The organism is Pseudomonas sp. MF08817 (assembly GCF_059862705.1).
This window is the reverse complement of the sequence record NZ_JCBCUY010000016.1, coordinates 48,224-72,415: the sequence shown is the minus strand read 5'-3', so window position 1 is coordinate 72,415 and position 24,192 is coordinate 48,224. Positions and strand designations below refer to the sequence as shown.

The following is a 24,192-nucleotide window of genomic DNA, read 5'->3' as shown; positions in this document are numbered from 1 at the left end:
AGAGGTAAAACAAGACGAGTAAATGTCGAACATGCCCACGACATATTGTGTCGCGCGCGACATCTGGATCGTATGAGCAGCGGTGTGTAGTACTCACCGGGAAGTCAGCCGGGTTGTGGCCAGTCGTTCAGCGGCAGGGCAGCGGGGTACGAGAAGAGAGATGAGGCGTGGATAAATCAGAATGGCCACAGACATTCGCAACTTCCTTGTGCGTGTAGGCGTGAGTGCCTGCGAGAGAGATCTACTGCACGATATCGGCATGGGGCAGACAAGCTTTAGTTGGGACTTGCAAGGTCGATCATGAAGATCCCTGCGAAGCCGACGTGGACGAGATTATGGCATTTTGCTACCGTCGACGGCCATGCGCCAGCTCACATGCTGACTCGCTGCAAACGCAAAGGAAGCCTTTTATGAGCATGACCTGGGGACTCTCTGGTCCTGAACAATTGGATGGCGAGAGACGCACCCGCACGCTTGATATTGGCGCCGCAGTGCGTGAGTACAACGAGCGCGCTGTCCCTGGCATGGGCGGCGTGTGGTACGCCAAACAGCTGTTTTTGGCGATGCTGGGTATCGCGCTCGCGCAGAAGTTGCGCGAGCGCAAATCGAATGTCTCGAACATTGACGCGGCCAACGCCATTGAAGCGTTGGGCTGCTACTACGCGCTCAAACAGAACAAAGGCCAGGGTGATGCCCGGGTGCGGGGTTCGGAGAAACTGCGCGGCAAGGCGAATTTCAACTTCAAGACCCTGTGCAAGCCAGGGTTCTATGTCAGCCAACCGATGCGAATGGGGACCGGCCAGGCATTGTTGGCCCTGGGGCTGGTGCGCGCGCAGGGTGAGCGATTTAATGCCTTTGCCTGCACGGCCTTTGGTCATGAATTCGTTAACGCCTGCTGTGGGGATGACGGAGCGCTGTTAGAGGAGTTGGTGCAGTGGGCACAACGAGGCGATTCTGTAGATAGGTTGAAAGGCCCCGTTTCCGGGCTGCTCTCGCCTCTGCAAGTATTACCCGCACAGGCCCGTGCGCTGTTGTCTCGCCGCATCGATGCGGAACTCTCGCCAGCCAGCGGTGGCTTGCGACGTGCAGCCATACGTGGCTGGGTACGGGCTCGTCACGCCAAACCGGAAGCCGTGTTCGATTGGGCCGAGCGACCCGATGAAATCGATACCGAACACTGGAACGACTTGCATTATGGCGCTCTGTTTTTTCAAGTGCAGGATGCCGCCTACGACGTGCTGAACGCGGTGGAGCAGCACATGGCGGTGTTGAGCACGCAGCGGTTCGAGTTAGGGCGTGTCCTGCCCGAACGCATCTCGACGCAAATCACCCATTTGCGCGAAATGGCCCGATTGTTTTTGGATAACCCTCAGCGGCAGCGAATCGATCCTGTCGCCTCGACCTTCTGCCATGAGTGTATGGATCCTGATAGTTCGAGCCTGTTGGCCAGTCTGGTGAGCCGCGACGGTCGGGTTCTGCGTCTGCAAGGCAAGGACATTCTGCCTGGCGGTGCGTTCCAGCATCAGGTTTTGGAGGTCGATACTGGCCAAGCCGTTATCGAGGCCCAAGGCGAGGCTTCCCACGCCGCTTTGCCAGCCTGGATTTCCCATCGTGTAGGTCGTTTGCATCGACTGGACCTGGATCTCCGGGGCCAATTGAGCGCCTGGCTCACCTCGGCTCCAGCAGTAGCCCTTGAAGAGGTAAGTTTATGAGTCATGCTCCTGCCTCTCTGGCCCAACACTTCGAAACGCCGGACGGTTTTACTGGCCACTTCGGTTGGCTGTGCGGCTTCTCGGCTGACGACAGGTTTCTCAACGATGCGATTGAGCGTTTCAGCCACCAGCAAGCCAATCAGCGTGCCTATGCCGGGGAAACGCTATTGGCACTGATGCTGGACCCGCGCGCGATCCAGATTACCCCGGTCGAAGTGCCGGGCCTGTTGCATTTACCCTGGGCGAAAGCTGAATTGCCATTCAACCTGATGCACGCCAAGGTCGCGGTGCTGGGTTACCGCAGCACTGACAAGAGCGACGCCTGGTGCTTGCGTTTGCTTGTGTCCACCGGCAACTGGACCCGGCAGACATTAGAGCAGAGCCTTGACCTGATCTGGCGCCTGGACCTGTGCAGCGACGAACTGGCAGCACCCACCGAGGCAACGCAGCAGGTACGGACAGATATCTGCAGCGCCTGGAGTCTACTGCTGTGGCTACGGGAGCATTACGACTGCCGTGCGCTGCTCGCCAACCCGCTGACAGCCAAGGCTGTGGCGGATATTGACGCGATCCTGCACAAGCAGGTCAAGCCGAAAGCTTGCGGATTGAACGCGCGTTTCTTCGATAACCGAAAAGCGTCGCTGCTCGCCCAGCTGCCAGCCAAAGTCGTTTATGCCTCGGGTCGAGAAACTGCGCGTAACTACTTGGCCATGGGCTCGGGTTTTTATGAATCTTCAATGCCCGGTGAGCATGCATCGGTCCCGTTGAGCATCATCAGGTGCTTGCGCGGTGAAGCGGGAGAGCCGCGTCTGCTGACGGCGACCAGCACTGTAGATCTGTTTGTCAACGAGGCGAGCTGCCAGGGCATTGCAGCGGCAGCCGCGACCTTGACGGCTGCCAGCGTCAGCGTACGACCTGCGGCTCAGCCGGCCTACTTTCCTGACGTGCAAAAACGCACCTTGCATGCCAAGTTCATTTTCAGCGCCAGCGAGACTGGGCATTCGGAAAAAACAGCCAGCCCATGGCTGTACCTTGGCTCGGGCAATCTTACTCGGCAGGGCTTCACCCTGAAGATGGGGCGATCGACGGGCAACCTTGAGGCCGGGGTGGTATTCGCTCCGACGCCGTTGAACTGGTACCCGGCAAAATTGGGGGGCGCTGATCCCGAATCGATTGGCTATTACCTGCCGATTCAGTGGGAGCAGGAATGCGTCCCTGAGACGCTGCAGCAAGGCAAGGATCTTGAGGTGGGGAGCGAGGTGTTCAGCGCAGCGCCCGTGGCTTACTTGATGTGGCGCGACTCGGATGCACCAGAGCAAGGCTGGTTGAGCGCCGATGATCGCTCGCTCGGCAATTACTCAGTGCTGGATACGTCGCAACAGCCTTGTGCATATGTTGAGGGTCAAGGCTTCGCCTGGTGCGGACCACGACCGCGGCAGGTGGTTGTCAGTTGGCAAGAGGCGGGTGCAACGCATGTCATGACGGTGCCGGTGCTGGATGGGTTTGGCCGATTGGCGGCCACCGAGCTGCCAGAAATCAGCCTGGAGGATGCGTGGATGCAACTCGACAGTTTTCCACACTCGCCCGGTGAAGAAGAACTGCCCAACGCATTCGACGATAGCAAGCGCTCTGCCGACAAACAGGGAACCATTGCGCCAGGAAAAGAAGCGGCGCGTTACCCGATCCGGCAAATGATGGAACTGATCGAAGGTATCGCCGCGAAACAAACTGCGCTGGAGCCTCGGGATTGGCCGGTGTGGTGTGCCCGACTGGAGCAATCACTCATTCAGGCCGCCGGTTGTGGGTTGTTGCAGCAGTTTCTGACACTCGAAATCAACCCCATCCATGCCTTGCGCCAACCTGCGTTCAGGCCTTGTTTTGCCGAGACAGCGGACCATCCGCAAGGGCAGCGCTACGAAACCGCACTGAGCAATATCGAGGCCCACTGGAAACTCGACACCTCACATCCCCTGGGAGTCCTGCCATGAAGCGGATAGCCTTCAGTTGGGCAACCGTTGCGGCTTCACTGCGCGAACGGGCGATGCAACAGCAACAACTTGCAGATGACGCAGGTGAGGCGGCTGCGCACCTGAATCCAGGCCAGCGAGCCAGCCTGCATGCGTTGGCCGATCGTATTGGCGAACACGGGGTAGTGCTGGCCGACGAAGTGGGAATGGGCAAGACCCGTATCGCTGTCGAGCTGATTCGCGCAGTCAAGGACGCTGGCGGTCGAGCCGCCGTCATCGCCCCGCCAGGGCTGGGCTATCAGTGGCAGGCAGAGCTGAAGCTGGGAGGCGTCGCAACTCCCGCGATATTGCGTGGTCTGCTCGGCTACTTTGAAGCCTGGAGTGCCGAAGAGGTCCTTGATCAAAAGCCATGGTTTCAGGAGTCCACCCTGGTGCTGTCCCATACCTTTGCCAACTGGCGTATGGGCGAGAACGCAACGCCCTGGCGCAGAGAGTTGGTGCCGGAAGTCTTCGCACGCTGGCGCAAAGAGACAGGTTTCAAGTATCCAAATGGCTACCACCTGTCAGGCTCTGATGATGAAAGGGTCAAGCGAGCCGCCGCCAGTATTGTGGGGCGTATCAGCGAAGACGCCGCGCAACCCGCTTACACCTGGTTGACTGACGTCACGACCGGGCATGCCTGGCCAAACCCTGATACTCACACCAATTACCGCCGCGGTACTCCTCATCGGAGTTGGCTTGAACAGGTGGTCGGGTTTGGCCTGGGCTCCTTCGACCTGCTGGTGATCGACGAAGCCCACAAAAGTCGCGGCACCGACAGCGGCCTGAGCCGGTTGCTCGATAACCTGGTGCAGGGAACTCAGCACAGCCGTCGCTTGTGCATGACAGCGACTCCTGTGGAGCTGGATATCGAGCAATGGCGGCAAACCTTCGAACGGCTTGGTCTCGACGAAAAAGTGCGCGATCAACTTCAGCCTGTGATCAACGACTTTGCGCAGGCCATCCGTCATCTACGCGTTCATTGGCGTTCCAGCGACACGGCCCGTCAACAATATCAGGCAGCTGCCAGTGCCTTTCAATCGACGTTGAGCCCTTATCTGCTGCGCCGGGATAAACGTGAAGACGCCGACGTTTCACGCTTCGCCCAAGAAACTCAGGGGGAAAGCTATCGCAACACCCAAAAGCCCGTCAGTGTGGATGTACGCACGCTGAAGTTACCTTGGCGACAGGCCGTGTGCGCAACCGAGGCGCTGTCCGTGGCCTCGCGACTGGACGAAAACTCAACAGCCAAACGCTTGCGATTGACCCTGGCCAATGGGCATGGAATCGCTGACCTCCTAGCGCAAATTAATGAACCAGCGGAGCCTTCTACCCTGCCGAATTACGGACAGTCCAGCGCGGTCGATGACAAGCGCCAGCAACGCGTGCAGTGGTGGTTGAAGACAGCTGCGCAGGCGTTTCAGCATCCCCACCACTTGTTTGAGCACCCGGCAATTCTGGCCACCATCACGGCCATTGAAGCCGCACACGAGCAAGAGGAAAAGGTGCTGGTGTTCGGCCGTTTCACCGCACCCATGCGAGCCTTGGTCCGGCTGCTGAACGCACGTGAAATGCTTCGCAGCCTTGAGGCCGGCCGTTACTGGCCGCAAAGCGTAATCCAGGCTCGTGCCGACGAGCCCGATGACCATTCGGAATGGGCAGCAGTGGAGATTGCGCACCGTCAGCTGAATTGCCGGCTGAAACTCAACTCCATCCCTGAGCTGCTGGCCAATCAATACAGCACCCACAGCACACGTCGGGAGCAGCTACGCCGGCGTCTGCTCGGCTGGCTGGATGCGGGACTGCCCGAACATGAGCAGGTACCCCGCGCGATGTTCAAACACCTTCAGGAGGCCGAGCTCAACAAGGAGCTGGTGGGCACCGCCGAGAAACATCCCGTGGCGCTGTTTACCCGGGCAATCCTCGACTTCACTGGCGGGGACGTCGAACATCTGACGCCTGAGCAAGCGTGCACCGCCTTTTGCCAACTGCTGAGCGCTGCCGGCGACCAGCACACGGACGACAATCCCCACACACCGGATATCGGCGAAATTGCGTTGCAATGGGAGCTGCTACTCGCCCGTCTGCAGCCCGAGTTTTCCCACCAGGAGGGTGGTTTCGCTCGCCTGATGTACGGCGGCACTGAACAATCTACCCGCCGCTTGTTGCAACTGGCCTTCAACCGCCCGAACAGCTTTCCCCGTGTTCTCGTGGCCCAATCCACCGTCGGCCGCGAAGGCCTCAACCTGCATCAGGCATGCAAGACCGTCATCCTCATGCACCCGGAGTGGAACCCCGGTGTGGTCGAACAACAGATCGGCCGAGTCGATCGAGTGGGCAGTCATTGGAGTCGCCGGTTGGGTGAAGCGCTGGATCGGGGGAGTCCAGCGTCAGAGCTGCCGCGCATTGATGTGCATCCAGTGATCTTTCGAGGGACTTACGACGAGCATAACTGGCAGGTCCTGTTGGAACGTTGGGATGACCTGCGTGCTCAGTTACATGGAGAAGTGATTCCTGCTCGTGAGGCGGAGGGGGACTTGGAGTATGAGGAAGTGTTGACGGAATTGAAGGCCGGAGCGCCTTGTTTTTCGCCGTTGGGGCGAAAAATTTAAATCGGTCTCAGCTCTCCACCGGCCCCTGAAGATAACTTGTATGGGGTTGGCGAGAGCATGATCATGGCTTGGCACGCGGGTTGAGTGTTTTGAGTCCGGGTTTACAGTGCGCTGCGATTGTTTTTATCTGTCCGCAGGGAGTGAGCACTATGAGTTTTTCAGCAGTGAACAGCTTCGCGGCAATCTGGCTAACCGTTGATTAGCGGCTTGACTGAGTTGAACACTCGCGGTGGTCAAGCCTCATAGCCGCCTGCGATGTATCTGGGACACAAACCCGAATGAGGAGTAACTGTAAACTGCACGTGAGTATCTTCTCTTTAGTCCTGCGGACTATACGAGTGCTAGCCTGCCTCTTTTATGGGCTTGGATTGCGGACAGTGAAAGGCTCCCCGTCCCCGCTTGCTGTATATGCTCGCTCCACCAAGCCATCATCGGGCGTCTTCTCTCAATGTAATCCGCACGATTGTAGGCGCTACGCACTTCGTCTTTGTCCACGTGTGCAAGTGCGACCTCGATCAGCTCCGGATCCCATCCTTGTTCGTTCAGGATAGTACTAGCCATCGAACGCATGCCGTGGCTCACTAAGCGCCCTTCAAAGCCCATTCGCTTCAGGGCCATGTTTGCTGTCTGGCTGTTGCAGTGAGTCCGCGGGTCTCTATCGGCGGGGAACACATACTCTCTGTGGCCGCTGTAGGGTTTGATCGTCTCAAGTAGAGCCAGTGCGTGTTCGGTGAGTGGTATGACGTGAGCGCGTCGCTTCTTCATCCGTTCCGCTGGGATCGTCCAGGTTTTCTTGTCTAGATCGATGTCAGCCCAGGAGGTCGTGGCGGCTTCCGCAGGACGGGTCATGGTATGGAGCTGCCATTCGATCAGGCAGCGTGTTGTTCTTTTTATACTCGCATTGGCGATGGCGACCATTAGCTCTGGCAGCTCTTCGGGGCGTAGGGCAGCCATGTTTTGCTTTTTCGGCTTTTTGAACACAGCCCGAATGCCGCTGAGCGGGTTGGCAAAGATCATTCCCGAGTTCACGCCGTAGGTCATGATCTCGTTGAGCCGTTGGGTCAGTCGCTTCACTGTCTCCAGGCTGCCTTTGGTTTCAAGAGGACGCAGCAGTTCGATGACCGTTGGGGCATTGATCTGCGAGATAGGTGTTGTTCCCAGTGTGGGAAAAACATGCAGTGTGAGCGAGCGCCAGATGTCCTCGGCATAAGCCTGGGTTACAGAATCCTTTTTCAGTTCAAACCAGGCAGACGCCACGTTCTCGAATGTGTGCTCGGTTGCCTGCCTTTTTGTCTGCTCCAACTCGCTACGTTGTTCTTTCGGGTCGATGCCCTGGGCGAGAAGCTCTCTGGCTTCGACCGTTTTCTTCCTGGCTTGCGCGAGCGAGAGTTCTGGGTAGGTTCCGAGGCCCATATTGATGCGGTTTTTGGTAATCGGCTGCCGGTAGTTGAAGTTCCATAGCGTAGAGCCATTAACCCTCACACGCAGCTGTAGACCGTCTCCATCACTGAGTACGTAGTCCTTGTCTTTCGGCTTTACCGCTTTGAGTTGGCGGTCAGAGAGGCGGGTGGCTTGGGCGCACATGAGGTGTTCCATGACATCAATTGGTATTCCAAAAATTACCACTGAAGGGCTTGGAATACCATCTGGAATACCCGATGTCGTGGATTGTGCCGGACGTCCATGGACGCCGGTAGACCCAAAAGCCTTGATTTTGCTGGGTTTTAGGCACAAAAAAAGACGTCCGTGGACGTCTTTAGATGTAAATTTGGTGGAGCCGGGGGGATTTGAACCCCCGTCCGCCAGTACTCCGCTGTCGGTACTACATGCTTAGCCGTGTCTATTGAGTTAACCCTCAGCCGCCCGACGGGCAGGGTGCATTGGGCGAGTTGTGTAAGTTTTAGCCGCTTCGTCCACAACGTACTGCACGGCGATTCTGTTCTATATGACAATCACTTTGGGTTTACAGACATCCCCTGATGATTGCTGGACCCGAAGGTACCAGAAGGGAAGGGCTAAGGCTGCTTACGCAGCGAGAGCGTATTCCCCGTAGGTTTCGTCATTGGCAACTATAGAAAGTTGCAACAGTGGATTTACGAGTTCTGTTACCAACTCGGCATGCACCTAAAGGTTCGCAACCGGCGTCGAATCCTAAACGGCCCCGAACCTGCTGCCCTGTGGATCTGTTAGGGCAGCAAGTAGCGGCAGTGTACGCCAACGCGGGACAGAAGGCCAACCCGAAGGTTGGCCTAGAGCGTGCTGGGCTTATTTACCGCCCTTGTTGTTGTTGGCAATTTCCTGGATCGCCTGGGTGGTGAGCGAAATGCACTCATCCTTGTTACCGGCAGCTTGAGCTGCCTTAGCCTCGCTTTCGGCTTTGTCGATGGTGTTTTTCAGGTCTTCGGGCATTTCACCGGTACTGACCTTGGCATCGCTGATTTTCTGCAGGTTGATCGCGCACAAATCTTCGGCAGCAAACACCGGTGAGGCCAGCATCGCAGCAGTAATGAACAGTCCAGCCAGTGCGGAACGCTTCATGGGTATCTCCTTGAGCTGAGGGTCTCGGTGCTGCCGATGGGGGCGGTCAGCCGAGTTGGTATAGGCCCCTGTCAAAGGGGTCTAAGCAAGTGACTATAGACATGCTCAGGAATTCGTTTTTTTTTCGCGTGGGTCAAAGCGCTTTAGGAGAGAGCCGCCCCGGCCCTCTCCCAACGTTTTTGGCGGTGGGTCAGGTTGCCCGCGGCTGGGTGACACGGTCCACTAGGTAGACCAAACCGTGGTAGTCGATGCCGCCGTGCAGGCTCAGGCCGATTTCGCAGGTGCGGCTGGTGGAGATGCCTTCGTCGCATTGCTGCACGGCGTCCTTGAGGCTGCGTAGGGCGTGGGCGTTGAGTTCGGGGGTGGTGAAGCCCTTGTCGCCGGCGAAGCCGCAGCAGTGGATGCCTTCGGGGATGACCACGTTGTTACTGCACCGGCGCGCCAGGTCGATCAGCGCCTGGCTTTCGCCCAGATGCTGGGTGCTGCAGGTGACATGCACGGCGATGGGGGCGTCCTGGGGGGTGAAGTCCAGGCGTTCCATCAGGTGAGTGCGGATGAAGCGCACCGGGTCGTAGAGGTCCAGGCGTGTGTCGCCCAGGTCTTGGATCAGGCGCAGGGTGCAGGGGCTGGTGTCGCAGTAGATCGGGTCGAGGCCGCCACGGCTGGCGTGCAGTAACGCGCCGATGAGTTCCTGGCGCTTGTGCTCGGCCTGTTCGGCGTAGCCCTTGGAGGCGAAGGGTTGGCCGCAGCACAGGCTGTCCTGGTTTTCGGGGGCGACCACTTGGTAGCCGGCCTTTTCCAGCAGGCCTCGGGTCTTGTCGTACAGCGACATTTGCTCGCGGTCGCTCGCCGCTGGGCCCATCACCCGCGACACGCAGGCCGCCAGGTACACCACCCGCGGCCGCGCATCGGTGAGTGGCGGGCTGAAGCGCACCGCCCGCTCCGGTTGGGGCATGGCACCGCTCCATTGCGGCACTTTGCCTTTGGACAGCCGCGTCAGCGCCGCCGAGAACTTCGCCAGGCGCGGCGCCCCCAGCAGCATGCGCGCGCCGTTGGCGGCATGCAGGGTGAAGCGCACGCCTTGTAGGGTAGTGGCGAAGTGATTGCCCAGCCAATCGGCGGTCTTGCCGTGATCGGCATCGCGGGCGCGCAGCTTTTTCACCAGGTCGCCGGTGTTGATGCCCACCGGGCAGCGTTGCGCACACAAACCGGTGGCGGCGCAAGTGTCGAGGCCGTGGTAGCGGTAGGCCGCTTCCAGCTCCGTGGTGTCGACGCCGGCGCGCTTTTTCGCCTGGATATCGCGCCAAATGACGATGCGTTGGCGCGGGCTGAGGGTCAGCCCTTTGGACGGGCACACTGGCTCGCAGAAGCCGCACTCGATGCACTTATCCACAAGCTCGTCGGCCGCCGGTAGCGGTTTGAGGTGTTTGAGGTGGATTTGCGGATCGTCGCTGAGCACCACGTCCGGGTTGAGGATGGCGTGGGGGTCGAGCAGGCGTTTGAGTTGCCACATCAGTTGATAGGCGTCGCTGCCCCATTCCAGCTCGACGAACGGCGCCATGTTGCGCCCGGTGCCGTGTTCGGCCTTGAGTGAGCCGCCGAATTCCACGGCCACCAGTTGCGCCACGTCGTCCATAAAGGCCTGGTAGCGGGCCACTTCCTCGGCGCTGTTAAAACCCTGGGTGAAGACGAAGTGCAGGTTGCCCTCCAGGGCATGGCCAAACAGGATCGCCTCGTCGTAGTGGTGTTTGTCGAACAGCTCGATCAGGCGATTTACGCCGATGGCCAGTTGTTCCACCGGGAAGGTCACGTCTTCGATGATGACCGTGGTGCCGGTTTTACGCACCGCGCCGACGGCGGGGAAGGTGTCTTTGCGGATGGCCCACAGGCGAGCGTTTTCCACCGGGTCTTCAGTGAAATCGACTTGCTTCTCCACGGCGAAACCGGCCAGGGAGGCCATGATCTGCGCCAATTGCTCGTGGAGCAGGGTAGAGGACGCGGCGCGCGATTCGATCAGCAGCGCGCAGGCGTTGGCCGACAGTTGCTGCACGAACGCCGGCATGCCGGGCTTGTCCTGCACTGAGCGCAGGCTGCGGCGGTCGAGCAGCTCCACCGCCGAAACCGGTTGCTGCTTGAGCACGGTGACGGCGTTGCAGCAGGTTTCCACATCGGGGAAGACGATCAGCGCCGAGGCCTTGTTCGGGTGGTCGACTACGGTGTCGTAGGTCACCGCGCTGATAAAGCCCAGGGTGCCTTCGGAACCCACCAGCAGGTGGCTCAAGATATCCACAGGCCCGTCGAAATCCACCAGGGCATTGAGGGACAGGCCGGTGGTGTTCTTGAGGCGGTATTTGTGGCGGATCTTGGCCGCCAGTTGCGGGTTGGCGCGGGTCTCGCGGCCCAGGGTGGCCAGGCGTTCGAGCAGTTCGGCGTGGCTATGGCGGAATGCGGCGACGCTGTTGGCGTCCTCGGTGTCGAGGCGGCTGCCGTCGGCCAGCACCAGGCGAATGCCGGCCAGGGTGTGGTAGGTGTTTTGCGCGGTGCCACAGCACATGCCGCTGGCGTTGTTGGCGACGATGCCGCCGATCTTGCAGGCGTTGATCGACGCTGGGTCCGGGCCGATCTTGCGCCCGTAGGGTGCCAGCCAGGCGTTGGCCTGGGCGCCGATCACCCCTGGTTGCAGGCGGATTTGCGTGCCTTGGCCACGGATCTCGCGGCCATTCCAGTTATCCCCCAGCACGATCAGCACCGAGGCGCTGATGGCTTGGCCCGAGAGGCTGGTGCCGGCCGCGCGGAAGGTCACCGGCACCTGGTCGCGGCGCGCCAATTGCAGCAGGGCGACCACTTCGTCTTCGGACTCGACGCGCACCACCAGTTTGGGGATCAAGCGATAGAAACTGGCGTCGGTGCCGAAGGCCAGGGTGGAGAGCGGGTCGTCGAAGCGGCGCTCAGGCGGGATCAGTTGCTGCGCATCGCGCAGGAAAGCGGCCGGTAGGCTCATTGGTCCTCCAGGATCAGTACCACCAGGTCTTTGGGGCCATGGGCGCCGTAGGCCAGTACTTGTTCGATGTCAGCGGTTTTCGACGGGCCGGAGACCAGCAGCGCATTGGTCGGCATGCCGGCGGCCCAGTTGAATTCGCGTTGTACCTGATAGAAGTTGTCGCGGATTTGGCTGGCCTTGAGCAGGGCGAAATGCACCGGCGGCACCAGGCTCATCAACCGCGGTTCTTCGCGGGTGGGCCACAGGATCAGGCTACCGGTGGCGGCAATCGCCCCCAGGGTGGAGGTGAGGCTGGCCGGGGTGTTGTTGAACAGTTCGGCTTTCCACGCTTCCACCGGGCGGTCGTAGGCCTTGAGGGTCGGCAGCCCCGGGTTTTGCGCCCAGTACGCGGTCACGCGCTGGCCATGGGGCGTAGTCGGGGCGATCAGCAGGCTGGGCAACTGGCGGTTGTGCAGCAGGCGCGCCAGCAGCGTGGGCCAATCCTGCTCGGTGCTGAGGTGGATTTCGGTGTGCACCGCTTCCATCAACTTGCGCAACTGCGGGATGCGCTGCTCCGGCGCGTAGGTGTAGGGCTCGGTCACCAGGGCTTCGTCGAAGTTGTCGGCCACAGGCGTGGTGCCGGTGAGGCTGTGGCGTAACTTGGCGAGGATGTTCTGTTTGGCGCTCATCAACGGTCTCCCTGCTTGGCCAGGTGTTCGCGGGCCAGGTCGTGCAGTGAACGGGCGGCGGGTTTCGGCGCGCTGTGGTTTTGCGTCCAGGGGCCGACGTTGGCGGGGACCAGGGCACGCAGGCGCGTGGCGCCGAAGCTGAACAAGCGGTACAGGGCCGGTGAGCTGTGCAGCCGCGCCCAGGCGTTCCAGATAAAGCGTTCCTTGCGCGAATACTTGCTGCCCTGGCCGCGCATCACTTGCCCGGGGGCGTTCGGGGCCTTGACGTTTTCTTCGCGCAGGCGCCGCAGTAGCGCCGGGATCGGGATCTTCACCGGGCACACTTCGCCGCAGGCGCCGCACAGCGACGAGGCGCTGGGGTGGTCGGGGACTTTCGCCAGGCCGACCATGTGCGGGGTGATGATCTTGCCGATCGGGCCGGGGTAGACCTCGCCATAGGCGTGGCCGCCGATGCGGGTGTACACCGGGCAGTGGTTCATGCACGCGCCGCAGCGGATGCAGTTGAGGGTCTGGCGCAGTTCGCTGTCGGCAAAGGCCTGGCTGCGGCCGTTGTCCAGCAGCACCAGGTGCACCTCTTGCGGGCCGTCCAGTTCGTGGGGCTGGCGCGGGCCGGAGATCATGTTGACGTAGGTGGTGATCGGCTGGCCCAGGGCCGAGCGGGTCAACAGCGACAGCAGCGGCACTACGTCGCGCAGGTTTTCCACGACTTTTTCGATACCGGTCACGGCAATGTGCACGGGCGGCACGGTGGTGGACATGCGGCCGTTGCCTTCGTTTTCCACCAGCAGCAGGGTGCCGGTTTCGGCCACGGCGAAGTTGACGCCGGAGACGCCGATGTCCGCTTCGAAGAACTTCTGGCGCAAGACCTTGCGCCCGATCTGAATAAGTTGGTCAACGTCCTTGGTGTATTCCACGCCAAGTTTGTCGTGGAACAAGGACGCGACCTGACCGGCGTTCTTGTGGATCGCCGGCATAATGATGTGTGAAGGCTTCTCGTGGTCGAGCTGGACGATGAACTCGCCCATGTCCGATTCCAGGCATTCAATGCCCTGTTCAGCCAAGACATGGTTCATTTCCATTTCTTCGCTGACCATCGATTTGCCCTTGATCACTTGCCGCGCCTCGTGAGCGCGGATGATCGAGAGAACGAGGTCGTTGGCCTCGTCCACCGTTTCCGCCCAGTGCACTGTCACACCGTTGCGGGTCAGGTTCTGTTCCAGTTGCTCGAGCAAATCGGGCAACTTGGACAATGCCCGGGCGCGGATCGCGTTGCCCAGGGCACGTAAGTGTTCGCGTTCGTGGGCATCGCTGAACGAGGCCGCACGCTTGTGCATCAGTGAGTCCATGGCGCTGCGAAAATTGCCGCGCAGTTGCGCATCGCCCAGGGCCTGGTGGGCCCTTGCGCGAAAATCCTCTTCCACGGCGACGGTGGGGATCAGTGTTGGCGCGCTCATTGGCCACCTCCGGTGCGTTGCCAGAGGAAACTCGCCAGGTGTTGCCCGCGCAGCGCCGCTTGCTGTTTCTCCAGCGCGCCGTTGATGTTCATCAGGCAACCGCAATCGGCGCTGAGCACCTGGTGCGCGCCGGACTCCTGCAAGGCGCGGGTCTTGTCCGCGACCATGGCGCCGCTGATGTCTGGCATCCGCACGCTGAAAGTCCCGCCAAAGCCACAGCACTCGCTTTCGTGGCTGTGTTCTACCCGTTCCACATTGCCCAGTTGCGCCAACAGCGCGCGCCCGTGCAGGTGGGTGTTCATTTCCCGGCGTGCCGAGCACGAGGTGTGCAGCGCCACCTTCACCGGCTCGCCGCTGTCCGTGAGGCGCACCTTGCAGACGAACAGCAGGAACTCCGCCAGTTCATAAGTGCGCGCTGCCAGGGCTTGCACTTGTTCAAGGGTGTCCGGCTCGTCCTTGAACAGGTCGGCATAGTGTTCGCGCAGCATCCCGGCGCAGGAACCCGACGGCACCACCACCGGGTAATCCCCGGCAAACAGCGCCAGTTGCGCCCGTGCCACTTGCCGCGCCTGCTCGGTGTAACCCGAGGTATAGGCCGGTTGCCCGCAGCAGCTTTGCCCTTGCGGGTACTCGACGCGAATACCTTCGCGTTCAAGCAGGTGGATCGCGTCCATCCCGGCCTCGGGGTAGAACAGATCCACCACACAGGTGCCGAACAGGTAGACCCGCGCCGGTTTCTCGCTAGGGTACTGGCGTGGTTCGGCCAGGGGCGGGGCGACGCGTGTCGCGTTCGGCACGGCGTTGTAGAAAAGATCGCTCATCAGGCGTGTCTCCGGGTGGTCCCGGTTATCCGTCTGGCGCAGCCGCTGAAAGATAGAGGGTCAAGCTTTCAGCAGCCTTGCAGACCGGGTTGTGAATTGCTGACGCCGGGAGCGCTGCCCGGCGTCGTTCTTGCTTACCCTAAGCGCGGTGCGCTTAGTGCACCAGCATGCCCGTGAACCAGTACGCCTGGGCCAGGGTAATCAGGCCGACGATGGTGGCGAAGAACAGGCTGTGTTTGAGGGTGAAGCGGAACAGATCCGACTCTTTGCCCACCAGGCCGGTGGCGGCGCAGGCAACGGCGATGGACTGCGGCGAAATCATCTTGCCGGTCACGCCGCCGCTGGTGTTGGCGGCTACCAGCAAGGTGTCGCTGACGCCGATCTGATGCGCGGTGGTGGCCTGCAACGAGCTGAACAGCGCGTTGGAGGAGGTATCGGAACCGGTGAGGAACACGCCCAGCCAACCGAGGAACGGCGAGAAGAACGGGAACGCGGCGCCTGTACCGGCCAGCACCAAGGCCATGGTCGAAGACATGCCGGAGTAGTTGGTCACGAACGCGAAGGCCAGCACCATGCCGATGGACAGGATCGGCCAGCGCAGTTCGTAGAAGGTTTCTTTCAAAGTGGTAAGACCAGTTTTGAAATTGATCTTCAGCACCAGCATCGAAATCAACGCGGAGAAGAAAATCGCCGTGCCGGTCGCGGAAATCGGGTCGAGCTTGAACACCGCCGGGAGGGCGGTCGGCGCGGCCACGATGGGCGCAACCTTGACCACCATCTGGTCCAGGTGCGGGATGGCGAAGTTGAACACCCAGCTGTACATCGAACCGCCGGCGGCAAACATGGCCTTGAAGGGTTTCAGGGTCCAGATCGTAACGAGCACGGTGAGGATCAGGAACGGCGACCATGCCTTGAAGATTTCTCCCAGGCTGTAGGGCGATGCCACGGTGCTGCGCTTCTGGCCGAAACCACCGGCGCTGGCGGTGACTGCGACACTGGAGGTGGCGCCAGCGATCTGCGCGCCTGCGGTGCGCTTGGGCTGCCAGACTTTCAGGAATAGTGTCAGGGAGATCAGGCTGGCCAGGGCCGAAGTGATGTCCGGCAGTTCCGGGCCAATGAAGTTGGACGTGAAGTACTGGGTGATGGCGAAGCTCAAGCCAGCCACCAGGGCGGCAGGCCAGGTCTCTTTGACGCCGCGCAGGCCGTCCATCATGAACACCAGCCAGAACGGCACGAACAGCGACAGCAGCGGGAGCTGGCGGCCGGTCATGGCGCCGATCTTGAACGCATCGATGCCCGTTACCTGGCCGGCGACGATGATCGGAATCCCCAGGGCGCCGAAGGCCACGGGGGCGGTGTTGGCGATCAGGCACAGGCCCGCCGCGTACAACGGGTTGAAGCCTAGGCCCACCAGCAATGCCGCGGTGATGGCCACCGGCGCACCGAAACCGGCCGCGCCTTCGAGGAACGCGCCGAAGCAGAAGCCGATCAACAGCACTTGCAGGCGTTGGTCATCGGTGATCGACAGCACGGAGCTGCGGATCACTTCAAACTGGCCGCTCTTGACCGTGAGTTTGTAGAGGAACACCGCCGCGACGATGATCCACGCGATGGGCCACAAGCCATAGGCAAAACCATAACCGGCGGCGGCGAACGCCATGTCGACCGGCATCTGGAACGCGAAGATCGCCACCAGGATCGACAGCGCCAAGGTGATGCTGCCGGCGACGTGTCCTTTGAGGCGGAACACGGCCAGGGCCAGGAAGAAGAAAACGATGGGAATCACGGCCGCGAGGGCGGACAGCCCGAGGCTGCCAAGCGGACTGTACAGCTGTTGCCAGGTTTGCATATGGGGTGGCCCCTAATTGTTGTTGGTCAGGCACTGATTAGCGGCATTGGATAATTGGTCATACCAATTTACAATGGCTAGGCGCTAGGTTAAAAGCCTTATGCTGGGCGTGTCAATTTGTCGCCCTAAAACTTTTGTCCAATGCCGGCCCGCACGGGCGTCTGCACGGGTAAATCAAAGGGTGTCTGCCAGGTGTCGGCGCCGCGCCAATAGGCCAGAATAGACACCCCGGCGAGTGGCCGGGATCGTGGAGAAGTGAGTTATGGGGTTTGATCAGATTCGTCAGCGCCGTTTGTCTGACGATATTGTCGAGCAGCTTGAGGAGATGATTCTCGAGGGCACGCTCAAGTCCGGCGAGCGATTGCCGGCCGAGCGCGCATTGGCCGAGCAATTTGGCGTGTCGCGCCCGTCGTTGCGTGAGGCAATCCAGAAGTTGTCGGCCAAGGGCTTGCTGGTCAGTCGCCAGGGTGGTGGCAATTATGTGGTTGATTCCCTGGGCTCGACGTTCAGTGACCCGTTACTGCATTTGTTGGAGAGCAACCCCGAAGCTCAGCGCGATCTTCTGGAATTTCGCCACACTTTGGAGGCTTCTTGCGCCTATTACGCAGCATTGCGTGCCACCCAAGTTGACCGCGAGCGCCTGACGGGCGCGTTTGAAGAGCTACAGAATTGCTACGCCCGGTGCGACGATGTCAGCCGCCTGGAGGAGGGGGCGGCGGATGCAAAATTCCATCTGGCGATTGCCGAGGCCAGCCATAACGCGGTGTTGCTGCACACCATCCGCGGGCTGTTCGACCTGCTCAAGCGCAACGTAGTGACCAACATCGGCGGCATGTACAAGCAGCGTACAGAAACCCGCGACATGCTGATTAGCCAGCACCGGGAGCTGTACCTGGCGATTATTGAAGGGCGAGCCGAAGACGCGCGCGAGGTGTCGAGCCGCCACATCCTGTATGTGCAGGAAGTGTTGGAAGAGGTGCGTCAGGAAGTACAGCGCATGGCTCGGGCCGAGCGGCGCAAGGGAATGGAGTGACGGCTACCGCGGGTTGCCCGCGATAGCCGGCTCAGGCCAGGAGAATCAGTCTTCCTTGCCTTTGTTGCGCACCGCGCGCTGCAATTCGCGATTGGAATCGCGTTCGCGCTCGGTATCACGCTTGTCGTATTCCTTCTTGCCTTTGCCCAGGGCTATTTCGCACTTGACCAGGTGCTTGCTCCAGTACCACGACAGGCACACGCAGGCGTAGCCTTTCTGCTGCACGGCGGCGGCCAGCTTCTCCAGCTCGCGCGCGTTGAGCAGCAGCTTGCGCGTGCGTACCGGGTCGGCAATGACATGGGTGCTGGCGGTGGTCAGCGGCGTGATGTGGCTGCCCAGCAGCCAGGCTTCGCCATCCTTGAGCAGCACATAGCTGTCGACCAGTTGGAGCTTGCTCGCCCGCAGACTTTTTACTTCCCAGCCGGCCAGGACCAGACCAGCCTCGAACCGTTGTTCGATGAAGTAATCGTGACGCGCCTTTTTATTCTGCGCGATGGTCCCTGTTGGGTGTTTCTTCTGTTTAGCCATAGGGGCGGCATTATAGGCAGTTGCGCGCGAGTCGGCTACGGTGAAGCTGCGTGCTTGAGCACCTTGTGTGAATCCCGGACAATGCGGCCACTTTTTTTGACGCTGGACGTGTTGGATGTCGACAGACAAGGTTTCTGTCCATGGCGGTTGGGCCAGTCGCTGGGTGTTTATCTTCGCGGCAACGGGCGCGGCGGTAGGCCTGGGCAGTATCTGGAAATTCCCCTATATGGTCGGGGTGTACGGAGGCGGTGCCTTTGTCTTGGCCTTTCTGGCCTGTATCGCGTTGATCGGGGTTCCGGTGATGTTGGCCGAAACCCTTATCGGGCGCCGTGCGCGGCAGAGTCCAGCCAATGCCTTGAAGGTCTTGGCCCTTGAGGCGGGGCACAGTGCCCGTTGGTCCTGGGGCGCATTTGCCGGGATGATAACGGCGCTGCTGATTCTGTCCTTCTATAGCGTGGTGGGCGGTTGGTCCCTGGATTACATCATCGATATGGGCCGCGGTGATTTTCAGGGCGCGACGCCAGAGCAGGTGGGGGCGCATTTCGCCGAGGTCATCGCCGATCCGTGGCGCCTGACGCTGTGGCACACGTTGTTTATGCTGCTCTCGGCCGTGGTCATCGCCAAGGGCGTGGTCGCGGGCCTGGAGCGCAGCCTGCGGATCATGATGCCGTTGCTGTTCGTGATGCTGGTGATTCTGCTGGTGTACAGCTTGACCACCGGGCATTTCATGGACGGTGTGCATTTTATGTTCGACTTCCGCCCGGAAAAACTCCTCGATGGTTTGTTGCCCGCCATGGGCCATGCGTTCTTTTCCCTGAGCGTGGGCGTTGGCTCGATCATGATTTACGGCGCCTATATGCCGAAACAATCTTCAATCTCGGCGACCATCGTTGGTGTTGCCTTGCTGGACACCTTTGTGTCGCTGCTGGCCGGGTTGGCGCTGTTCCCGATCGTGTTCGCCGCGGGCTTGAACCCCAGCGAAGGGCCGGGGCTGATGTTTGTCAGCCTGCCGTTCGCCTTCGGCAATGTCCTGTTCGGCCAATTAATGGGGCTGGTGTTTTTCGTTCTCGTGGCGGTAGCGGCCTGGAGTTCGGCCATTTCCCTGCTCGAACCCATGGTGGCGTACCTGGTGGAGCGCAGCGGGGTTCGCCGTGGCTGGGTCACGTTCTGGCTGTCATTCAGTTGCTGGTTCGTCGGTTTGGGGACGGTGTTTTCTTTCAATATCTGGAAGCAGGCCAAGTTTTTCGTGAACGATGGCGCCGGCTTTCATCTCTACCAATGGGGTGCGGCAAATGGTCTGGACTTCTTTGGGGTGATCGATTTCTTTACATCGCGCATCATGTTGCCCCTTGGCGGACTCTGTTTCGTGATGTTTGCCGGGTGGGTGATGGGGCGCGAGGCCGTGCGTGATGAATTGTCGATGCGCAGCCCGGCCCTGTTTGCCCTGACCTTGTTTTTGATGCGCTATGTGGCGCCCATCGGCATCCTCGTAGTATTTGCCGCCCAGCTGTGGAAGTGACGCTGACATGACGACCCATATCCAACGTTCGGCCCTGTTGCCCTATCCGGCACAAGCCCTCTATGACCTGGTCAATGATGTGGCGCGTTACCCGGAGTTTTTACCCTGGTGCTCGTCTGCCCAGGTGCTTGAAGCCAGTGACGAGCATATGCGCGCCAGTGTCGGCGTGGCTAAGGGCGGGCTCAGCCAGCACTTCGTCACCAAGAACACCCTGGTGCCGGGGCATTCGATTGAAATGAACCTGGAAGAAGGGCCGTTCAACCAGCTCCACGGCATCTGGGTGTTCAAGCCGCTGGGGGAGAAAGCCTGCAAGATCAGCCTGGACCTGTCTTTTGATTACGCCGGGCCCATCGTGCGTGCCACGCTGGGGCCTTTGTTCAATCAGGCGGCTAACACCCTGGTGGACGCGTTTTGCCAGCGCGCCAAGCAGATGCATGGTTGAGCCATTGATCGAGTACGAGGTGGTCTATGCCGAGCCCGAGCGTCAGGTTTTGCTCAAGGCTCGCGTTGCGCATGGCACGAGTGTGCAGGCAGCGTTGCGTGAGTCGGGTGTTGCGGCGCAGTTTCCGAAGTTGGATCTGGAGCATTGCCAAGTCGGGATCTTTGGCAAAGTGGTGGCAGACCCGCAGGCCCGCTTGATCGAGGAGGGCGATCGGATCGAAATTTATCGCCCGCTTCTGGCCGATCCTAAAGAGGTGCGACGCTTGAGGGCGGCCAAAGCTGCGCAGGCCAAGGCGATGGGGCTCTAGCTTTTTGGTGTGCAACAAAAAACCCGGCATGCCGGGTTTTTTGTTATCTGGCCGATTATTGCGGCGAGGTATCCAGTGGCTCTGGCTTCGGGACTGGAACAGTTTCTACACCGTCGACATCCTTCTGGATCTTATCCAGCAGAGAACCCGGCTTGACCGGTTTTTCTGGTTTTGCCTTCTCGGCGTTCTGCGCCGGATCGGTCACGGTTGTGGCGCTGTCTTTGCCCAGGATCGCTTCGTCACGGCTCACGCCCGGCATGAAGTCACCGGAAAGGCTCACGAGTTGATCGTTGGCGTTGAAGATAACGCTGACGCGCTCCTGTTGGCGCTCACCGCCTCCGGGCTGCAGGCTATACAAGTAATCCCAGCGATCGGCATGGAATGTGTCTGTCAGCAGAGGGTTGCCCATAATAAACCGTACTTGCCGGCGGGTCATTCCCGGGCGTAACTGGTCTATCATGTCCTGCGTGACGACATTGCCCTGCTGGATGTCGATTTTGTAAACCCCGGGGAATGAACAACCGGCGAGTGCGAGCAGTCCCACAAAGGTGAAACTGGTTAGCAAGAGCTTGGTGTTTTGCATCGGTGGGCGACTTCCACTATCTTGGCTGGGACAACGTAAACGCCGATCATACCCGTATTAAGAGAAGCTGCGAAGCAGCATCGCGAGAAAGCTGACCATGGTTGAAAATAGCGAACTACGTAAAGCCGGCCTTAAAGTGACCCTGCCACGGGTCAAAATTCTACAAATGCTCGATTCCGCCGAGCAGCGTCACATGAGTGCCGAAGATGTTTACAAGGCGCTGATGGAAGCTGGAGAGGATGTCGGTCTGGCCACGGTTTACCGTGTACTGACCCAATTCGAAGCGGCAGGCCTGGTGGTCCGTCATAACTTCGATGGCGGCCACGCGGTATTTGAACTCGATGACGGCAAGCATCACGACCATATGGTCAACGTCGAGACCAGTGAAGTCATCGAATTCTTCGACGAAGAAATCGAGAGGCTGCAAAAAGCCATCGTCGATAAGTACGGTTTCGAGATGGTTGACCACAATCTGGTGCTGTACGTACGCAAGAAAAAGTAAGCATGTCGCGCGGTGTTGTCCGCGAAACGAGCGAAGGCGACCCAAGGGTCGCCTTCGTGCTTTGTGGCGTACTCAGTTTTTTGCAGTGACTACCATTTTCTTGGCGTGAGCCAGGGATTCCTTGGTCAGGTCGATGCCGCCGAGCATCCGCGCAACTTCTTCCACGCGTTCATTTTTGCTTAGTTTGGATACGGCGGTGTGGGTCGCATCGTCGCCGCGCACCTTGTGGACAAATAGGTGCTGATGGCCCTGGGAGGCCACTTGTGGCAGGTGCGTCACTGTCAGCACCTGGCCGCGTTCACCCAGGCGCCGCAGCAATTGCCCGACGATTTCCGCCGTGGGGCCGCCGATACCCACGTCGACTTCATCGAACACCAGTGTCGGCACACGGGAGGTTTGGGCGGTAATCACCTGAATGGCCAGGCTGATCCGTGACAACTCTCCACCCGAGGCCACTTTAGCCAGGGCCTTGAGAGGCTGCCCGGGGTTGGCGCTGACCAGTAGTTCGACTTGCTCCAGGCCATGGGGCAACAGCTCGGTGCCGGTATTGGGTCGCAGTTCAATGGTGAAGCGCCCACCGGGCATGCCCAGACGCTGGATTTCTGCTTCTACTGCGCACGCCAGGCCAGAGGCTGCACCTTGGCGTAGATCGCTCAGGTCGCGGGCTTTTTCTTGGTAGTGGCGGGCATAGGACGTCAGTTCTTCGCGCAACCGTTCGATAGATTCATCGTTGGCGTTCAGGGTTTCGATTTCATCCAGAAGTTTTTGCTGCATTTGCGCCACGTCTGCGGGCTGGATGCGGTGTTTGCGCGCCAGGGTGTAGATCGCGTCCAAGCGCTCCTCAAGGTACTGGAGGCGTGCCGGGTCGGCATCGAAATGATCGAGGAAACGATTGAGTTCGCCAACAGCCTCTTCCACCTGGATTTGTGCGCTGGTCAGCAGGCTGGTGGCCTCGCCCAGAGCGCCGCTGCTGTTGTTTACGCTGGAGAGACGGTTGAGGCTGGCGGTGAGTGCGTTGAGCACATTGCCGGAATCGCTTTCGCTGCATTGCTCCACGACCTGCCGGCAGATCCCCAGCACCGTCTCGGCGTTGGTCAGGTTTTTGTGTTCCTGCTCCAATTGCTCCAGTTCGTTCTCGCCAAGGCCCAGATTTTCCAGCTCTTCGAGTTGGTAGCTGAGCAGTTGATGGCGTGCACGCTGTTCGTCGCCGGAGTTGGAAAGGTGTTCCAGCTCTTGGCGGGTCTGGCGCCAGCGCTGGGCGGCAAGGTGTACCTGACGGGCCAGGTCGGTGGCGCCCGCGTATTCGTCGAGCAAGCGACGGTGGGTGTCGGTTTTCAGCAGGGATTGATGTTCATGCTGGCTATGAATGTCGATCAGCAGTTCGCCGAGGGCCTTGAGGTCGCCCAAAGGGCAGGGCGTGCCGTTGATGTAGCCGCGTGAGCGGCCTTCGGCGGTAATGACCCGGCGCAGGATGCAGGGGCCGTCGCAGTCCAGGTCGCGCTCGGCCAGCCAGGCGCTGGCTTCCGGGATGTCGCTCAGGTCGAAGGTTGCGAGGATGTCGGCTTTGTCCGCGCCTGGACGAACCACACCGCTATCGGCGCGGTCGCCCAGAGTCAGGCCCAGGGCATCGAGCATGATCGATTTCCCGGCACCGGTTTCGCCTGTGATTACGCTCATCCCACGATCGAGTTCTAGATCGAGATGTTCAACGATGGCGTAGTTATGGACAGACAGGTGGACCAGCATAGGGAGGCTCTCGGGTGTTTTGTCTGGTTATTTATACAGTGTTTTATTCGGGTGTGACAATCCCGGCGCTTAGCTCGTTTTTCTCGTTATCGACGCATCTTTAGTGCGAGTAGGAATTTGAATAGCCTGATATTTCGCAGGGAAATGGGTTTTGCCGGCCCGCGGCCCTTGAACCTGGAAAATGCGGCCCCATATACCGGGACAGAAGTGCGAGTCGAGCTCGCAGACGAAATTGAGAGGAGAAATCTATGGCTGACGAACAGACGCTGGATACGCAAAATCCAGATGCCAATCAGGCTTCCCAGGATTCCAACGAGGATCTCGGGGCTCGTGTGCAAGCGCTCGAGGAGCAACTGGCCGGTGCGCAGGATCAAACCAAGCGCACCGCCGCCGAGCTGCAGAATGTTCTGCGTCGCGCCGATCTGGATGTAGAAAAGGCCCACAAGTTTGCGCTGGAGAAGTTTGCGCGCGACCTGTTGCCGATCATCGACAGCCTGGAGCGTGGCCTGCAGTTGTCTAATCCGGACGACGAGAGTATCCGTCCGATGCGCGAAGGCATTGAGCTGACCCTGAAAATGTTCGAGGACACCCTCAAGCGTTATCAGTTGGAAGCCATCGACCCGCAGTGCGGCGAGCCGTTCAATGCCGATTGCCACCAGGCGATGTCGATTCAAGAGAATGCCGACCTTGAGCCTAACAGCGTGGTCGCCGCATTCCAGAAGGGTTACCAGCTCAACGGCCGCTTGTTGCGTCCGGCAATGGTCGTGGTCAGCAAGGCGCCTGCCGCTGTTGCACCCTCGATTGACGAGCAGGCTTGAAATTAGCCGTAAGGCCCCCATTTATAAGTCAAGCGTTTAAGTGCTACCGCAGA

At 60.0% G+C, this 24,192-nt stretch carries 19 protein-coding genes and 1 other RNA gene; 9 read left to right on the top strand and 11 right to left on the bottom strand.

Translation table 11 applies throughout. The features are described 5' to 3' along the window. Nucleotides 1-410 precede the first annotated feature (410 nt). From AC19YR_RS12090 to AC19YR_RS12080, 3 genes are read left to right on the top strand one after another with little or no spacing between them, the layout of a single operon-like run. Nucleotides 411-1,712 (top strand): hypothetical protein, encoded by a 1,302-nt coding sequence (locus AC19YR_RS12090; RefSeq protein WP_499113275.1) that lies wholly within the window; start codon nucleotides 411-413, stop codon nucleotides 1,710-1,712. After that, nucleotides 1,709-3,700 carry a phospholipase D-like domain-containing protein gene (locus AC19YR_RS12085; RefSeq protein ID WP_273504945.1) on the top strand — a complete coding sequence of 664 codons (1,992 nt, stop codon included), beginning with the start codon at nucleotides 1,709-1,711 and terminating at the stop codon, nucleotides 3,698-3,700. The genes AC19YR_RS12090 and AC19YR_RS12085 overlap by 4 nt, the downstream gene beginning before the upstream one ends. After that, on the top strand, nucleotides 3,697-6,330 hold the full coding sequence (locus AC19YR_RS12080; RefSeq protein WP_500598601.1) for a C-terminal helicase domain-containing protein: 2,634 nt from the start codon (nucleotides 3,697-3,699) through the stop codon (nucleotides 6,328-6,330). The genes AC19YR_RS12085 and AC19YR_RS12080 overlap by 4 nt, the downstream gene beginning before the upstream one ends. A gap of 330 nt (nucleotides 6,331-6,660) precedes the next feature. Here the strand turns inward: AC19YR_RS12080 and AC19YR_RS12075 are convergent, their stop codons facing one another. The 8 genes from AC19YR_RS12075 to AC19YR_RS12040 form a co-directional block, all read right to left on the bottom strand. Next, the gene (locus tag AC19YR_RS12075) at nucleotides 6,661-7,914 is read right to left on the bottom strand and encodes an integrase domain-containing protein (protein ID WP_076013767.1); all 1,254 of its coding nucleotides are present in this window, start codon (nucleotides 7,912-7,914) and stop codon (nucleotides 6,661-6,663) included. A 185-nt stretch (nucleotides 7,915-8,099) separates the two neighbouring features. Then, nucleotides 8,100-8,493: a transfer-messenger RNA gene (ssrA, locus tag AC19YR_RS12070) on the bottom strand. Between the two features lie 102 nt (nucleotides 8,494-8,595). After that, on the bottom strand, nucleotides 8,596-8,868 hold the full coding sequence (locus AC19YR_RS12065) for a PA2433 domain-containing protein (RefSeq protein WP_095105846.1): 273 nt from the start codon (nucleotides 8,866-8,868) through the stop codon (nucleotides 8,596-8,598). 190 nt (nucleotides 8,869-9,058) lie between these two features. Beyond that, nucleotides 9,059-11,869, bottom strand: a complete 2,811-nt coding sequence (locus tag AC19YR_RS12060; protein WP_500598598.1) for an FAD-binding and (Fe-S)-binding domain-containing protein — start codon at nucleotides 11,867-11,869, stop codon at nucleotides 9,059-9,061. Further along, nucleotides 11,866-12,537 carry a LutC/YkgG family protein gene (locus AC19YR_RS12055; RefSeq protein WP_500598596.1) on the bottom strand — a complete coding sequence of 224 codons (672 nt, stop codon included), beginning with the start codon at nucleotides 12,535-12,537 and terminating at the stop codon, nucleotides 11,866-11,868. Before AC19YR_RS12055 ends, AC19YR_RS12060 begins: the two co-directional genes overlap by 4 nt. Continuing rightward, a complete protein-coding gene (locus tag AC19YR_RS12050; protein WP_500598594.1) occupies nucleotides 12,537-13,991 on the bottom strand; it encodes a LutB/LldF family L-lactate oxidation iron-sulfur protein in 1,455 nt (484 codons plus the stop codon). Before AC19YR_RS12050 ends, AC19YR_RS12055 begins: the two co-directional genes overlap by 1 nt. After that, nucleotides 13,988-14,812 carry a (Fe-S)-binding protein gene (locus tag AC19YR_RS12045; RefSeq protein ID WP_500598593.1) on the bottom strand — a complete coding sequence of 275 codons (825 nt, stop codon included), beginning with the start codon at nucleotides 14,810-14,812 and terminating at the stop codon, nucleotides 13,988-13,990. Before AC19YR_RS12045 ends, AC19YR_RS12050 begins: the two co-directional genes overlap by 4 nt. Nucleotides 14,813-14,966: 154 nt before the next feature. Then, the gene (locus AC19YR_RS12040) at nucleotides 14,967-16,661 is read right to left on the bottom strand and encodes a lactate permease LctP family transporter (RefSeq protein WP_095105854.1); all 1,695 of its coding nucleotides are present in this window, start codon (nucleotides 16,659-16,661) and stop codon (nucleotides 14,967-14,969) included. Between the two features lie 262 nt (nucleotides 16,662-16,923). Here AC19YR_RS12040 and AC19YR_RS12035 point away from each other — a divergent pair, with 262 nt between their 5' ends. Further along, the gene (locus AC19YR_RS12035; RefSeq protein ID WP_095105856.1) at nucleotides 16,924-17,694 is read left to right on the top strand and encodes a GntR family transcriptional regulator; all 771 of its coding nucleotides are present in this window, start codon (nucleotides 16,924-16,926) and stop codon (nucleotides 17,692-17,694) included. A 45-nt stretch (nucleotides 17,695-17,739) separates the two neighbouring features. On the opposite strand, the gene smpB is transcribed toward AC19YR_RS12035, so the two are convergent. Beyond that, the gene (gene smpB, locus AC19YR_RS12030) at nucleotides 17,740-18,222 is read right to left on the bottom strand and encodes an SsrA-binding protein SmpB (protein WP_095105858.1); all 483 of its coding nucleotides are present in this window, start codon (nucleotides 18,220-18,222) and stop codon (nucleotides 17,740-17,742) included. 115 nt (nucleotides 18,223-18,337) lie between these two features. Here smpB and AC19YR_RS12025 point away from each other — a divergent pair, with 115 nt between their 5' ends. Genes AC19YR_RS12025 through AC19YR_RS12015 form a run of 3 tightly spaced genes read left to right on the top strand, consistent with a single transcriptional unit; the run spans nucleotide 18,338 to nucleotide 20,490 of the window. Continuing rightward, complete coding sequence (locus AC19YR_RS12025; RefSeq protein ID WP_500598591.1) at nucleotides 18,338-19,741, top strand: sodium-dependent transporter; 1,404 nt, start codon at nucleotides 18,338-18,340, stop codon at nucleotides 19,739-19,741. A 7-nt stretch (nucleotides 19,742-19,748) separates the two neighbouring features. Continuing rightward, on the top strand, nucleotides 19,749-20,183 hold the full coding sequence (locus AC19YR_RS12020) for a type II toxin-antitoxin system RatA family toxin (protein WP_500598589.1): 435 nt from the start codon (nucleotides 19,749-19,751) through the stop codon (nucleotides 20,181-20,183). Next, entirely contained in the window at nucleotides 20,176-20,490 is a 315-nt protein-coding gene (locus AC19YR_RS12015) for an RnfH family protein (protein WP_500598587.1), read from the top strand. The genes AC19YR_RS12020 and AC19YR_RS12015 overlap by 8 nt, the downstream gene beginning before the upstream one ends. A 55-nt stretch (nucleotides 20,491-20,545) precedes the next feature. Here AC19YR_RS12015 and AC19YR_RS12010 read toward each other — a convergent pair whose 3' ends face one another. Then, complete coding sequence (locus AC19YR_RS12010) at nucleotides 20,546-21,073, bottom strand: outer membrane protein assembly factor BamE (RefSeq protein ID WP_500598586.1); 528 nt, start codon at nucleotides 21,071-21,073, stop codon at nucleotides 20,546-20,548. 97 nt (nucleotides 21,074-21,170) lie between these two features. On the opposite strand from AC19YR_RS12010, the gene fur reads away from it, so the two are divergent. Beyond that, nucleotides 21,171-21,575 carry a ferric iron uptake transcriptional regulator gene (gene fur, locus AC19YR_RS12005; protein WP_003197684.1) on the top strand — a complete coding sequence of 135 codons (405 nt, stop codon included), beginning with the start codon at nucleotides 21,171-21,173 and terminating at the stop codon, nucleotides 21,573-21,575. 72 nt (nucleotides 21,576-21,647) lie between these two features. Here fur and recN read toward each other — a convergent pair whose 3' ends face one another. Continuing rightward, on the bottom strand, nucleotides 21,648-23,321 hold the full coding sequence (gene recN, locus AC19YR_RS12000) for a DNA repair protein RecN (RefSeq protein ID WP_500598585.1): 1,674 nt from the start codon (nucleotides 23,319-23,321) through the stop codon (nucleotides 21,648-21,650). A 248-nt stretch (nucleotides 23,322-23,569) separates the two neighbouring features. On the opposite strand from recN, the gene grpE reads away from it, so the two are divergent. Continuing rightward, nucleotides 23,570-24,139: a nucleotide exchange factor GrpE gene (gene grpE / locus AC19YR_RS11995; protein WP_095105870.1), complete on the top strand. Its 570-nt coding sequence runs from the start codon at nucleotides 23,570-23,572 to the stop codon at nucleotides 24,137-24,139. The last annotated feature ends 53 nt before the right edge of the window (nucleotides 24,140-24,192 follow it).

Coding starts and splice junctions, on each gene's coding strand:
- AC19YR_RS12090 (WP_499113275.1), top strand. CDS start 411: ATGAGCATGACCTGGGGACTCTCTGGTCCTGAACAATTGGATGGCGAG.
- AC19YR_RS12085 (WP_273504945.1), top strand. CDS start 1,709: ATGAGTCATGCTCCTGCCTCTCTGGCCCAACACTTCGAAACGCCGGAC.
- AC19YR_RS12080 (WP_500598601.1), top strand. CDS start 3,697: ATGAAGCGGATAGCCTTCAGTTGGGCAACCGTTGCGGCTTCACTGCGC.
- AC19YR_RS12075 (WP_076013767.1), bottom strand. CDS start 7,914: ATGTGCGCCCAAGCCACCCGCCTCTCTGACCGCCAACTCAAAGCGGTA.
- AC19YR_RS12065 (WP_095105846.1), bottom strand. CDS start 8,868: ATGAAGCGTTCCGCACTGGCTGGACTGTTCATTACTGCTGCGATGCTG.
- AC19YR_RS12060 (WP_500598598.1), bottom strand. CDS start 11,869: ATGAGCCTACCGGCCGCTTTCCTGCGCGATGCGCAGCAACTGATCCCG.
- AC19YR_RS12055 (WP_500598596.1), bottom strand. CDS start 12,537: ATGAGCGCCAAACAGAACATCCTCGCCAAGTTACGCCACAGCCTCACC.
- AC19YR_RS12050 (WP_500598594.1), bottom strand. CDS start 13,991: ATGAGCGCGCCAACACTGATCCCCACCGTCGCCGTGGAAGAGGATTTT.
- AC19YR_RS12045 (WP_500598593.1), bottom strand. CDS start 14,812: ATGAGCGATCTTTTCTACAACGCCGTGCCGAACGCGACACGCGTCGCC.
- AC19YR_RS12040 (WP_095105854.1), bottom strand. CDS start 16,661: ATGCAAACCTGGCAACAGCTGTACAGTCCGCTTGGCAGCCTCGGGCTG.
- AC19YR_RS12035 (WP_095105856.1), top strand. CDS start 16,924: ATGGGGTTTGATCAGATTCGTCAGCGCCGTTTGTCTGACGATATTGTC.
- smpB (WP_095105858.1), bottom strand. CDS start 18,222: ATGGCTAAACAGAAGAAACACCCAACAGGGACCATCGCGCAGAATAAA.
- AC19YR_RS12025 (WP_500598591.1), top strand. CDS start 18,338: ATGTCGACAGACAAGGTTTCTGTCCATGGCGGTTGGGCCAGTCGCTGG.
- AC19YR_RS12020 (WP_500598589.1), top strand. CDS start 19,749: ATGACGACCCATATCCAACGTTCGGCCCTGTTGCCCTATCCGGCACAA.
- AC19YR_RS12015 (WP_500598587.1), top strand. CDS start 20,176: ATGGTTGAGCCATTGATCGAGTACGAGGTGGTCTATGCCGAGCCCGAG.
- AC19YR_RS12010 (WP_500598586.1), bottom strand. CDS start 21,073: ATGCAAAACACCAAGCTCTTGCTAACCAGTTTCACCTTTGTGGGACTG.
- fur (WP_003197684.1), top strand. CDS start 21,171: ATGGTTGAAAATAGCGAACTACGTAAAGCCGGCCTTAAAGTGACCCTG.
- recN (WP_500598585.1), bottom strand. CDS start 23,321: ATGCTGGTCCACCTGTCTGTCCATAACTACGCCATCGTTGAACATCTC.
- grpE (WP_095105870.1), top strand. CDS start 23,570: ATGGCTGACGAACAGACGCTGGATACGCAAAATCCAGATGCCAATCAG.